Below are 11,954 nucleotides of genomic sequence, written 5' to 3' on the forward strand. Positions count from 1 at the left end.
GATGATAGCACAAAGAGGGGCGACCACGCCGGACAAGAAAAAAGGGGCCGGCCCAACGGGCCAGCCCCTTTTCCCAAACGTCTGTCCGCTGAAAACCCAAACGGGTGATCAGGCGGCCTGCAGCGCGGCCTGGGCCTTGCCGCACAGATCCTTGAACGTATCCGGCTCGCGGGCGGCGATGTCGGACAGAACCTTACGGTCCAGTTCGATGCCGGCGCGCTTCAGGCCGTGGATCAGCGTGGAGTACTTCAGGCCGTGCAGACGCGCACCGGCGTTGATACGCTGAATCCACAGGCCGCGGAAATCACGCTTCTTGTTGCGACGGTCGCGGTAGGCGTAACGAAGCGCCTTTTCGACCTTTTCAATCGCAACGCGATAGCACTTGGAACCGCGACCACGATAGCCCTTGGCGAGCTTCAGGATCTTCTTGTGACGGGCGTGGGTGGTGACGCCCCGCTTAACGCGTGCCATTAGTCAGCCTCCTCACTTAACCCGCAGGAAATTCTCGGCGATCTTCTCGCCGTCGGCCTTGAACATAACGAACGTACCACGCGCGTTACGCTTCATCTTCAGGGGGCGCTTGCTCATACCGTGGCGCTTGCCAGCGGCCTGGGCCTTCACCTTGCCGGAAGCGGTGAACTTAAACCGCTTCTTGGCGCCCGAATGGTTCTTCAACTTGGGCATTTTCGGTCCTTTTCAATCTATATGGGCGGTGGGCATGCCCCGGGCATCACGCCCGGCCTCGCCGTCCGATAGAGCGGGTGTGTATAGTGGAGTGCTGCCCCCCTGACAAGGGCCAAGCCGCGCACGCCCCGCATGGCCGGTCAGATTCATTGCGGGAAGGGCGAGAAGGAGCCGTTCTCCATGTTGGCGCAGGGCGGCTTCCCAATACATACCACCTCCCCCTCCCTATACGTGCCCCTCCCCATTCTCCCGCCCCGTCAACATTATCAACACGGCTTACCTAGATGAATCACTTACATCCCCTATACGGAATGTAAGTGAAACAACAACAATGGTGGGCAGATTTTCGTCCCCTGACAAAAACATCTCCCAGAAATCCGGCTCGGTTCCGCTCTCTATCGATCATTCATATAAGATTTTCTCTCATCAATAATCACAGAGCGATCAGTTTCATTTTATGAACAACCCATTAAAAACCTAAGCACAACTGTCATAATTCCATCATTAACGACTGCGCCAAACCTGTGTCACCATTTCGATAAACGTAAATTATTTAAATAAAAGTGACTTGAAGCCTTGGCGACATGACCAATATCACGCAGAATGGACGGATAAAGCGCACCACCGTCGACAAGGCGGGGTGCCATCCGCGCCGGGAGACGCCATGAACGCCCTAAAGAACCTGCCCATCGTCTGGAAGCTGGTGCTGCCACTGGTCCTGATGGGCATATTGACCATCGGCACCTCGCTTTACGCCTTGTCGCAGATGCGCCATATCGGCGGTCATTATCAGGAAATGCTGGAGCGCTCAGAATCGAGCAAGTCCATCTTGCGCGCCAGCGAATCTGCCACTGATATCGGCCGGCTTGGCTATATGATCGCGGCAGAAACGGACAGTTTCATCCTGGATTCCATGAAAGATGAAATCGCCCTGAAACGCGACCAACTGGCAGAACATCTCAACAATGTCGAAAAGCTGTTGCCGGAACGCAAAGGGGATCTGGATCTGGCGCGTGAAGACGTGGCTCGCATGATGGAAATCGTCGAACAGGCCCGCAAGCTGGCCCTGGCCGGCAAGGGCAGCCAGGCGGCCTCCGTGCTGGTGGACCGGTTCGATATCAAACTGACCGATCTGCTGGACCGGTTGCTGGTCACCACGGATGACGTGCAGAAGGCGATGGAGGCTGATCGGGCAGAAGCCGAGACCGTCTTCGACAACGCCCTGCAGGTGACATTGACGGCGGGGCTGACGGGCACCGCCATCGTGCTGGTTCTGGGCATTGCCCTGGGCATTGCCGGCATTACCCGCCCGCTGCACCGGATCATCGCCATCATGACGAAGCTGGCGGATGGGGATCTGGACGTTAAAGTATCGGGCGAAAGTCGCCGGGATGAGATCGGCTCCACGGCCCGTGCGCTTTCCGTTTTCCAGCGCTCCATGCGCGATACAGAACGGCTGCGCAGCGAGCAGGCCGCATTGGAAGAACGGGCAGAACTGGAAAAGCGTCGCGCCCTGGTTGCCCTTGCCGACGAGTTCCAGGAGGGGGTGCAGGCCGTCGTGGCCAATGTCGGCGGCGCCGCTGATCGGATGCGCGGCACCGCGCAGGGGTTGGGCGGCGTGGCGAATGAAGTGAACCGCCAGTCCGAGGCGGTGGCCGGCGCCGCCGAACAGGCGGCGGAGAATGTGAATACGGTCGCCGCCGCCGCCGAACAGCTTTCCGCCTCCATCCGCGAAATCAGCCGCCGGGTGGCGGAAAGCGCCACCATCGCCAGCGATGCCGTGGCGGAGGCAGATAAATCCAATCAGACCGTCACCGGGCTGGTGGATGCGGCACAGCGCATCGGGGAGATCGTGCGCCTGATCGGCGATATTGCCAGCCAGACCAACCTGCTGGCGCTGAACGCCACCATTGAGGCAGCAAGAGCGGGAGAGGCCGGCAGGGGCTTCGCCATCGTGGCCAGCGAGGTCAAGGCCCTGGCCAACCAGACGGCCAAGGCGACGGAGGAAATCAGCAGTCAGATCAATGCCATGCAGGCGGTGGCCGGTGATGCCGCCGATGCCATTCGCGGCGTCGGTGGCACCATCGACCGGATCAGCGGCATCGTCGCCACCATTTCCAGTGCGGTGGAACAGCAGGGGGCCGCCACGCAGGAAATTGCCAGCTCCGTCGCCCATGCCGCCACCGGCACCCAGAATGTCAGCGCCACCATCGGGCAGGTGACGCGGGCAGCAGCGGAAGCCGACAGCATGGCCGGCGATGTGCAGGGGGCGGCCGATGAGCTGGTACGCGAAGCTGACGCCCTGTCCCGTCAGGTGGAGCAGTTCCTGGAACGGGTGCGGGCCGGGTAAAGACGCTTCGTCCCGTCATTCCCCAGGGCCGGGGCCAAGCGGTTCGCGGCCGCGTGTGGCCTGGGGCAGCAATTCAACGATGGTCAGGCCCAGGCGGCCATCCACCACCACCAGTTCACCGCGCGCCACCATACGGTCATTGACGAACACATCAACCGGGTCGCCCACCACACGTTCCAGATCCACCACATCACCCGGTCCCATACGCAACAGCTGACTGATGCGCAGGCGGCGCCGGCCCAGGCGCACCGACACCTGTACCGGCACCGACATGACGGAGGAACGGTCAATATCGTCGCCCGACAACAGGTCGTTCATGGTGTGAGGGCTCCGTTACGGGGCATGGGTGCCGCCCACCGGGTGGCAAGGCGGGAACTATAGCGGCAATGCCACCACCCGGCCAAGCCCGGAACGAAAAAGGCCCGGCCCTGCTTCACGCGGGGGCCGGGCCTTCAACGGACAGGCAGGCGCCGGAAGGGGCCGGAGCCTTGCCGCCATATCATACCAGCGGCACGAAATCATGACCGAAGGTCACGCTTTCATGCCCCTCAATCGCCGGCGGCAGTCGCCGCCGTACTAACCGGTCATAAATGATGACCGTTAGTATCAGCGCGCCGTGCTGGTGGCCGTACTGGTGCTGGTGGAAGTCGGGGGGCCACCAGCCGACGGTTCATCATCGCCCCCGCCGGACGCGGCAACGGCAATGATGCCCACGGCAGCAACGCCACCGACCACGGCAACGGTGGTGAGATTGCCGCTGGCGATACCGGCGGCACCGGCACCGGCGGCGGCACCCGTGGCCTGGGCCCCTTCGGCCGGGGCTGGGTTATTCTGCGCCAGCGCCGGAAAGGCACTTCCGGCGGCGAGAAGGACCGCGAGCGCGGCGGCGATGGAACGACGCATCTGCTTTTTCCTATATCCTGTTAAACGCCCGCACTGACAGCGCGCGCAAGGGTTTCAAGCCGAAACCCTGCCACAAACAAACGCCGGAGGTCTGTGATCGGACGATGACAAGCCAAGCTTTTTTTGAGTAACCCGAAAGGATCAGGGTGCCACCGCAGCAGGGGATCGACCAGCGATAGCCGCCTGAATCGCGGGATGCCAGAGGCCGATATTGGCCGTGGCGCCGGCCGCAATATTCAGGCCGACCACCTGCCATACCCCCCCCAGGTGCAGCAGCACCGGCCCACCGCTGGTCCCCCGGCTTGCCGAGCAGCCATGGATCAACAGGCGTCCCGCATCAGTTTCCCGCATCTCCCGCAAAGGGCAATCACGATCCACCATCAACAGATGTGTGCGGTCCTGGCTGAAACCCGCCACGGCCACGGCCTGACCGGCCGTCGGGGGCGTCCCCTGCCAGGGCAGGGGACGCACGCCAGCATCACCCGACAGGCGCAGCAACGCCCAGTCGTGCCCCAGGCTGGCGCCGGGACGGGTGCCATCATAGCCCGCCCCCACCTGCACCGACTCAACGGTCAGATGGGTGCGATATTCCCCCAGCGCATAGCCGAACAGCACATGCAGCGAAACCGGCTGCAACAGCCGGCGGGTGCGGTGATTGTAGAGGCAATGCGCCGCTGTCAGCACCAGGCGGGGGGCCACCAGGGTGCCGGTGCAGCGGCTGCCGATATTGGTCTGCACCCGGGCAACCGCATCCCAGGGCGGACTGTTGATATCGACAATGCGGCGCGCATCATCGGCGGCCACACCGGGGGCACGCAACGGCGGAGCGTCCGCACCCGCCAGGGCGGGGCGCCAACTGAACAACAGCAGCAGCAAAACCAGGAAGGCCGCCGGGCACAGCAGACCGCAGCGCTTCCCGGCCCGCATCAGAAGCGGCCGTCTGGCCCAGCCGCATCGCCCGTCAGCATCACCCAGATAGCGTAGTAGAAAATTCCGGCAAACGGCAGGCCGATCAGAAGCCCGAGGGCCATGTAAATCACATACATCGCTGACACTGTCCATAAATCCAACCCCGCTGGTTGTCCGGCATCGGGGGGACGGTTTGCCGTTCCAATAACCCCGCCGCGCCAGCGGTCGAACACATGATGGGGTGACACCTGCCTTCGGCACCCGGACATCACGTTACACACTTTTATAACGATGTTCCTGCCGCACCACCAGTCTGCCTTGTTGCCGCACCCCCATGCAGGCAACAGGGGAGCCGCCCGCAATTGTCACACCCCCCATCCCCCGGCACCCTTGTTGCGCCACGAGGATGGGGTTGTTAAGAGAGAGGTGGTCATTCCGGCGGCGCCCCATGATGGGGACTGGTGCCGGCATCAGACGGGCTGGGGCCAAACCAGCAGGGGAGCCATGGCGGATCATCAAGGACGATCACAGGACATGCGCGACAAGGCGGCGGGCGCCACAGCAGAGCCGCAGCCGGCCGGCGGCCCGCGTCATGTTGGTGAATGGCTGCGCCAACAGCGCGAGGCGCTGGGTTATGGCCTGCCGGAACTGGCCGCTGGCCTGCGCATCCGCCAGCATTACCTGGAGGCGATCGAGCAAGGGCGCTGGGGTGAACTGCCCGGCCAGGCCTATACGGTGGGATTCCTGCGCACCTATGCCCAGACGGTGGGGCTGGATGCAGGAGCCGTGCTGCTGCGCTTCAAGCAGGATGCGGCGGGCCAGAATCAGGCGCAGGAACTCTATTTTCCCGAGCCGGTGAATGAAAGCCGCGTGCCGGGCGGGGCCGTGCTGCTGATCGCCGCTCTGCTGGGCCTGCTGGTCTATGGCGGCTGGTATGCGCTCTCGGCGTCCGACCGGTCAGTGGGCGATCTGGTGCCGGAACTGCCGGAACGTTTATCCAAGCTGATCTATGGGGAGCAATTGCCCACCCCGCCGCCACCGCCTGCCCCGACCACCACGCAGATGAGCGCCGGTCAGGTGGAAGCGCTGGTGGGAAGCTCCAGCCCCACCGCCCCGGAAATCGGCGCCAGCAATTCCCCCTCCAGCCCTACCCTGCCGCAGGCCAGCCTGGCCGGCACGGCGGCCGATGCCGGGATGCCGGCCACCGATACCAGCCCCGCCGCCCAGACAGGGGATGAGGAGAGCGAGGTACCGCAACTGCCCGACCTGGGCCAGGGTATGGCCCCGCCGCCGCCGGCCGATCCGGCCGTGCCAGAGGCCGAACCGGTGGTGACGACCGACGCCGCCCAACCCACCGCCGCCACAGCACCCAAGCCGGCCGGCACCGCCGATGTGCCACCAAGTGGCCGAATCTATGGTCTGGCGGAAGGCAATGTCCGCCTCACCATCCGCGCGCTAGAGGATAGCTGGATCGAGGTGAGGGACGGCAAGGGCACACTCTGGGCGTCGCGTGTGCTGCGCCGGGGTGACCTGTTCCGCGCGCCCGACGTGCCGGGGCTGGTGCTGAATACCGGCAATGCCGGGGGCCTGCTGGTCACGCTGGACGGGCGCGATCTGGCCCCACTGGGGGCCAAGTCGCAGGTGATGCGCGGCGTGCCCCTTACGCCGGAGGCGTTGGCCAATCGCTGACGCCGGAGGCGTTGGTCAGTCACTGACGCCCCTTGTTTTCCCTGGGTCGATGGCCGACCTTTACATTTTGAACAGTTCACCCAGCCAACGGCCCGGACGCCCATCGCCATGACCGCCGATCACAGCCACCACCGCCCCTGGCGCCAGATTCTGCGCCGCAAGTCCCGCCTGATCCATGTCGGGTCGGTGCCGGTGGGTGGCGATTCGCCCATCACCGTGCAGACCATGACCAACACGGTCACCGCCGATGCCAAGGCCACGATCGAACAGATCCGCCGGGCGGAGGAGGCGGGGGCCGATATCGTCCGCGTCTCCTGCCCGGATGAGGAAAGCACAGCGGCGCTGAAGGAAATTGTCGCCGCCGCCCGCGTGCCCATCGTGGCCGACATCCATTTCCATTACCGCCGCGCCATCGAGGCGGCAGAGGCAGGTGCGGCCTGCCTGCGCATCAATCCCGGCAATATCGGCAGCCATGAGCGGGTGCGCGAGGTGGTTGCCGCCGCCAAGGACCATGGCTGTTCCATGCGCATCGGCGTGAATGCCGGCAGTCTGGAGCGGGAATTGCTGGAACGCTATGGGGAGCCCTGCCCCGACGCGCTGGTGGAAAGTGCGCTGACCCATGCGAAAATCCTGGAAGACCATGATTTCCGGGAGTTCAAGATTTCGGTGAAGGCGTCAGACGTCTTCATGGCCGTTGCAGCATATCAGGGGCTGGCCGATGCCTGTGACTATCCGCTGCATATCGGCATCACGGAGGCTGGCGGCCTGCGCGCTGGTACGGTGAAAAGCTCCATCGGCCTTGGCATGTTGCTCTGGTCCGGCATCGGCGACACGATCCGCGTCTCGCTCTCCGCCGATCCGGTGGAAGAGGTGAAAGTCGGGTACGAGATGCTGAAAAGCCTGGGCCTGCGCCGCCGGGGTGTGACCGTCATTTCCTGCCCGTCCTGTGCCCGCCAGCAGTTTGACGTGATCAAGACGGTGGAGGTGCTGGAAGAACGGCTGTCCCACATCACCACGCCGCTGACCGTCTCTGTCATCGGCTGTGTGGTGAATGGGCCGGGTGAGGCCACCATGACCGATATCGGCCTGACCGGTGGCGGCAAGAATACCCACCAGATTTATCTGGGCGGCATGTCGGCGCACCGGCTGAAAGACCAGGGCATTGTCGACCATCTGGTCGGGCTGGTGGAAGCCAAGGTGGCGGAAATCGAAGCCGCGAAACCGGCGGCAGAATAAAGCGGGTTCCCAGACGGACGGAGGCGGCTTTGCGCAACGGGTGGGCCTTGACCCTGGCTGGTTTCCTGCTGTTGGCAACCCCGGTGCTGGCTGCCGATCCTCCCACCCCGCAAAGCCTGCGCACGCCGGGCAAGGGCGCGCCCGATCCCATTGGCAGCTATGCCAATGGCTGCATCCGGGGGGCGGTGGAACTGCCGACGGAAGGAGCGGGATATCAGGTGATGAACCTGTCCCGCCGCCGCAACTGGGGCCATCCGGACCTGCTGGCCTATCTGCATGATCTGACGAGCAAGGCCAGTGCGGAAAAGCTGGGCCGGCTGGCCATTGGCGATCTGGGCATGGTGCGCGGCGGGCGGATGCCCACCGGCCATGCCAGCCACCAGATGGGGCTGGATGCCGATATCTGGTTTGTGCTGGATTTACCCGAACTGCCCGCCCCGGAACGGGAGCGGGAGGATTTCGCCAGCATGGTGAATGCCAAGGCCCAACGGGTAGACCCCAGCCGTTTCGGCCCGGCTCAGGCCAGATTGCTGCAACTGGCGGCCGAAGATACCCGCGTGTCGCGCATCTTCGTCAACCCGGCCATCAAGCTGGCCCTTTGCCAGCAGACAACCGGCGACCGGGCCTGGCTGGCCAAGCTGCGCCCCTGGTTCGGCCATGCCGCGCATTTCCATGTCCGCCTGTCCTGCCCCGCCGGGGCCGGCCAGTGCGAGGGGCAGCAACCACCGCCGCCCGGCGACGGCTGCGGGGCGGAGCTGATGAGCTGGTTCGAACCACCCCCACCCAGCCCCAAGCCGCCGGCCCCGCCCAAGGCGCCGCCGCCACCGCCTGCTGCCTGTCTGGCGCTTTATGCGGAACCTTAAAGCTTTGCCAATGTGCGACTTGCCGCGCCGCCATCCCCGTGCCTAAAGTTTGCGCGGAAGGGATGGGTGTCTGATACCAACGGTCATCATTCATGTCCGTTGGTAATGCTGCGACTGCCGCCGCGCCGCTTGGTAGCGGCGTAGCCAAGCCAGCGGAGGCTGGTGCCGCTAGTATGACACCGCCTGTCCGGGATGTTGGCTGCAAGGGACATTGTGCATGAACCCGCCTCACCGCCCGCAATACCCCCCCGCACCGCCCGTGATCGGGCGGCGGGCCTTGTTATCGGCCGGAGGTGCTTTGCTGGGCTGGGGATTGCTGCGGGGAATGCCGGTGCAGGCAGCCGGCGCCGGTGGCGACGCGGCGCTGAACCGTTTTTTTGCCGAGACCTTTGCCGCCCAGGCCAACCGTTCCCCGGAATTGCGGACCAGGCTGGGCCTGCCCGGCGACCAGAGCCGTTGGGATGATCTGTCGGAGGCAGCATTGGCGGCCGACGATGCACGGTTGGCCGAGGATCTGGCCCGGCTGCGGCGGGATTTCCCCGCCGCCACCCTGTCGCCCGCCGGGCGGCTGAACAAGCGGTTATGGGAATATCAGGCTGAGGAAAGGCTGGGGGCGGCGCGCTGGCGCGGCAATGCCTATCCGGCTGGCCATTTCAACGGCCGCCATGGGCAGATCATTGATCTTCTTTCCACCTATCACCCGTTGCGCGATGCGGCCGATGCCCAGGCCTGGATCGCGCGGGTGCGCGGCATCGCCCAGCCGGTGGATCAGCTGATCGGCGCGCTGGAGCGGCGGGCGGCACAGGGCGTCATCCCACCGCGCTTTTCGGTGGAAAAGAGCCTGCAAGCGGTGCGCAATACGTTGATCGGCCGGCCGTTCGAACCGGAAGGCGTGAGCGATTCGGGCCTGCTGTCCAGCTTTCGCAACCGGCTGGGGCGCACAAACCTGCCCCCGGCAGAACAGGCAATGCTGGTTGCTGCCGCCACCCAGGCCCTGCGGGAAATGTTCACGCCGGCCTGGACCCGGCTGTCGGCGGCATTGACCCATCTGCTGGAACAGGCCGATGACCGTGACGGGGTGTGGAAGCTGCCCCATGGGCTGGATTATTACCGCTGGTGCCTGAAGCGCCATACGACCCTGGACCTGGAACCGGAGATGGTCCATGCGCTGGGCCTGCAGGAGGTGCGCCGCCTGCAGGAAGAGATGGTCGCGGTGAAGACGCGCACCGGCTTCAGCGGCGAGTTGGTCGCCTTCAACCAGTTCCTCCGCAGCGATCCCCAGTTCTACTTCACCAATGATGAAGAGGGTCGCGCCGGCTATCTGGCCGGCGCCCGGTTGATTCTGGAGAAGGTGAATGGGGTGCTGGACGGCCAGTTCACCCTGAAACCCAAGGCCTCGCTGGAGGTGCGCCGGTTTGACCTCTACCGGGAAGGCAGCGAGACCATCGCCCGTTATTCCCCGCCGGCCAGTGACGGCTCCCGCCCTGGCATTTACTACGTCAACCTCTCCAACATGAAGGAAATGCCGATCTGGCAGATGGAGGTGCTGGCTTTCCATGAAGGCCTGCCCGGCCACCATATGCAGATGGCCCTGGCGCAGGAAATGACCGGCCTGCCGGAGTTCCGCCGCCACCAGACCCACACCGCCTATGTGGAAGGCTGGGGGCTTTATTCGGAACGGCTGCCCAAGGAGCTGGGATTTTACGAAGATGCCTATGCCGATTTCGGACGGCTCAGCTTCGAACTCTGGCGGGCCATCCGGCTGGTGCTGGATACCGGCATCCATGTGAAGAAATGGTCGCGCCAGCAGGCCATCGATTATTTCACCAGCAATTCCGCCTTCACCGCCGAGGTGGCCGCACGGGAGGTGGATCGCTACATCGTCTATCCTGGTCAGGCCTGCGCCTATTATCTGGGCCTGCGCAAATTGCTGAAATTGCGGGCAAAGGCAAAGAGGGAACTCGGTTCTGCCTTCGATATCCGGGGCTTCCACGATACGATCCTGGCCAATGGCTCGGTGCCGCTGGGCGTGCTGGAACAGGTGGTGGATGGCTGGATCGAGACCCGCCGGGGCTGATGCTTCGCTGTGCCGCTTGGTTATTCGCCTGTTCCCTCAGCGCCGGGCGCCACCATCCGGTGGCTTGGCTTGCGCCGCATGGGCGGCGGGCCGGCGGTCGCCGGCCTCCAAGGGGCATGAACCATGCCCCTTGGTACAAGCCCCGGCAGGAAATGGCGCAGACCGCCACCTGATCAGCGGCAGTATTGCGATATGACACCCCGATACAACCCCATCCGCAAGGAAATGCCCGCCCGGCAGCGGTAAAATTGCGCAAAGGCCCCATCCGGCAGAGAGGGGCGATGGGAGGCAACCATGCGCGACGATACCGACTTTACCCGTGCCGTAGCCGCCAGCGGCAAGACCGCCAGCCGCCTGCGCGGCGATTACCGCCAGGTGGCGGATGATTACAGCATTGATCAGGGCTGGGAACATTACAGCACCGCCGACCACGCGCTGTGGCGGGCGCTCTATGACCGGCAGGCGGCCCTGCTGGCCGATTATGCCGCCCCGGAATTCACCGCCGGGCTGGCCCGGCTGGATGCGCGCGACGCCATCCCCGATTTCCGCCGCACCTCCGACCTGCTGGACCGGGCCACGGGCTGGCGGCTGCTGGCTGTGCCCGGCATGATCCCGGAGAGGGAGTTCTTCGACCATCTGGCCAACCGGCGCTTTCCTGTCACCAACTGGCTGCGGCAGCCGGCGGAGATGGATTATCTGGTGGAACCGGATGTGTTCCATGATTTTTTCGGCCATGTACCGCTGCTGACCCATCCGGTCTTTGCCGATTACATGCAGGCCTATGGTCAGCAGGGTGCGCTGGCCATTGCCGCAGGGGCGCTGGAGCCGCTGGCCCGGCTTTACTGGTATATGGTAGAATTTGGCCTGATCAATACATCCCATGGCCTGCGCGCCTATGGGGCGGGGATGCTCTCCTCCCACGGGGAGACCCGCTATTGCCTTGACAGCCCGCAGCCGCACCGGGTGGGATTCAACCTGGAACGGGTGATGCGCACCCGTTACCGTATTGATGATTATCAACAGACCTATTTCGTGCTCGACAGCTATGACCAGCTGTTCGACGCCACGGCGGGCGATCTGACGGCTCTGTTCGCCAAGGTGCAGGCCCTGCCGGTGCTGGACCCGGCGCAAACCCAGCCCGATGACCGGCTGTTTGCACCTGTGCGTCGGCAATAGGCGTCGCTGGCCGGCAATTCCCCTTCCCTCTTCCTTCTTCCTTCTTCCGTCAAACAAAGGGGTGCCC

The 11,954-nt window shown here is 64.3% G+C and carries 11 protein-coding genes; 6 read left to right on the plus strand and 5 right to left on the minus strand.

The features are described 5' to 3' along the window. Positions 1-108: 108 nt before the first annotated feature. A complete protein-coding gene (rplT, locus tag GE253_RS03400) occupies positions 109-471 on the minus strand; it encodes a 50S ribosomal protein L20 (RefSeq protein WP_089290299.1) in 363 nt (120 codons plus the stop codon). A 12-nt stretch (positions 472-483) separates the two neighbouring features. After that, positions 484-684, minus strand: a complete 201-nt coding sequence (gene rpmI / locus GE253_RS03405; protein WP_029012316.1) for a 50S ribosomal protein L35 — start codon at positions 682-684, stop codon at positions 484-486. Between the two features lie 664 nt (positions 685-1,348). Between rpmI and GE253_RS03410 the strand changes: the two genes are divergently transcribed. Next, positions 1,349-3,034 (plus strand): methyl-accepting chemotaxis protein, encoded by a 1,686-nt coding sequence (locus GE253_RS03410; RefSeq protein ID WP_153202676.1) that lies wholly within the window; start codon positions 1,349-1,351, stop codon positions 3,032-3,034. A gap of 15 nt (positions 3,035-3,049) precedes the next feature. On the opposite strand, the gene fliN is transcribed toward GE253_RS03410, so the two are convergent. From fliN to GE253_RS03425, 3 genes are all read right to left on the minus strand, one after another. Next, a complete protein-coding gene (gene fliN / locus GE253_RS03415) occupies positions 3,050-3,352 on the minus strand; it encodes a flagellar motor switch protein FliN (RefSeq protein ID WP_153202677.1) in 303 nt (100 codons plus the stop codon). 288 nt (positions 3,353-3,640) lie between these two features. Next, positions 3,641-3,937 carry a hypothetical protein gene (locus tag GE253_RS03420; protein ID WP_153202678.1) on the minus strand — a complete coding sequence of 99 codons (297 nt, stop codon included), beginning with the start codon at positions 3,935-3,937 and terminating at the stop codon, positions 3,641-3,643. 141 nt (positions 3,938-4,078) lie between these two features. Beyond that, a complete protein-coding gene (locus tag GE253_RS03425) occupies positions 4,079-4,864 on the minus strand; it encodes a trypsin-like serine protease (protein WP_173012467.1) in 786 nt (261 codons plus the stop codon). Between the two features lie 486 nt (positions 4,865-5,350). On the opposite strand from GE253_RS03425, the gene GE253_RS03430 reads away from it, so the two are divergent. The 5 genes from GE253_RS03430 to phhA all read left to right on the plus strand — a co-directional run bounded on the left by GE253_RS03430 (position 5,351) and on the right by phhA (position 11,887). Next, positions 5,351-6,535, plus strand: coding sequence for a helix-turn-helix domain-containing protein (locus GE253_RS03430; RefSeq protein ID WP_173012468.1), 1,185 nt, complete (start codon positions 5,351-5,353; stop codon positions 6,533-6,535). A 108-nt stretch (positions 6,536-6,643) separates the two neighbouring features. Beyond that, positions 6,644-7,771, plus strand: coding sequence for a flavodoxin-dependent (E)-4-hydroxy-3-methylbut-2-enyl-diphosphate synthase (ispG, locus tag GE253_RS03435; RefSeq protein WP_153202681.1), 1,128 nt, complete (start codon positions 6,644-6,646; stop codon positions 7,769-7,771). 29 nt (positions 7,772-7,800) lie between these two features. After that, complete coding sequence (gene mepA, locus GE253_RS03440) at positions 7,801-8,634, plus strand: penicillin-insensitive murein endopeptidase (protein WP_153202682.1); 834 nt, start codon at positions 7,801-7,803, stop codon at positions 8,632-8,634. 217 nt (positions 8,635-8,851) lie between these two features. Then, positions 8,852-10,711, plus strand: a complete 1,860-nt coding sequence (locus tag GE253_RS03445) for a DUF885 domain-containing protein (protein WP_153202683.1) — start codon at positions 8,852-8,854, stop codon at positions 10,709-10,711. Between the two features lie 294 nt (positions 10,712-11,005). Beyond that, positions 11,006-11,887: a phenylalanine 4-monooxygenase gene (phhA, locus tag GE253_RS03450; RefSeq protein WP_153202684.1), complete on the plus strand. Its 882-nt coding sequence runs from the start codon at positions 11,006-11,008 to the stop codon at positions 11,885-11,887. Positions 11,888-11,954: the final 67 nt, after the last annotated feature.

Source organism: Niveispirillum sp. SYP-B3756, assembly GCF_009495745.1.
Taxonomy (GTDB): domain Bacteria; phylum Pseudomonadota; class Alphaproteobacteria; order Azospirillales; family Azospirillaceae; genus Niveispirillum.

What these genes read in the sequence shown, in the direction of transcription:
- GE253_RS03425 (WP_173012467.1), bottom strand. Translation starts at nt 4,864, where the DNA reads ATGCGGGCCGGGAAGCGCTGCGGTCTGCTGTGCCCGGCGGCCTTCCTG.
- ispG (WP_153202681.1), top strand. Translation starts at nt 6,644, where the DNA reads ATGACCGCCGATCACAGCCACCACCGCCCCTGGCGCCAGATTCTGCGC.
- GE253_RS03420 (WP_153202678.1), bottom strand. Translation starts at nt 3,937, where the DNA reads ATGCGTCGTTCCATCGCCGCCGCGCTCGCGGTCCTTCTCGCCGCCGGA.
- GE253_RS03410 (WP_153202676.1), top strand. Translation starts at nt 1,349, where the DNA reads ATGAACGCCCTAAAGAACCTGCCCATCGTCTGGAAGCTGGTGCTGCCA.
- GE253_RS03445 (WP_153202683.1), top strand. Translation starts at nt 8,852, where the DNA reads ATGAACCCGCCTCACCGCCCGCAATACCCCCCCGCACCGCCCGTGATC.
- rpmI (WP_029012316.1), bottom strand. Translation starts at nt 684, where the DNA reads ATGCCCAAGTTGAAGAACCATTCGGGCGCCAAGAAGCGGTTTAAGTTC.
- rplT (WP_089290299.1), bottom strand. Translation starts at nt 471, where the DNA reads ATGGCACGCGTTAAGCGGGGCGTCACCACCCACGCCCGTCACAAGAAG.
- fliN (WP_153202677.1), bottom strand. Translation starts at nt 3,352, where the DNA reads ATGAACGACCTGTTGTCGGGCGACGATATTGACCGTTCCTCCGTCATG.
- GE253_RS03430 (WP_173012468.1), top strand. Translation starts at nt 5,351, where the DNA reads ATGGCGGATCATCAAGGACGATCACAGGACATGCGCGACAAGGCGGCG.
- phhA (WP_153202684.1), top strand. Translation starts at nt 11,006, where the DNA reads ATGCGCGACGATACCGACTTTACCCGTGCCGTAGCCGCCAGCGGCAAG.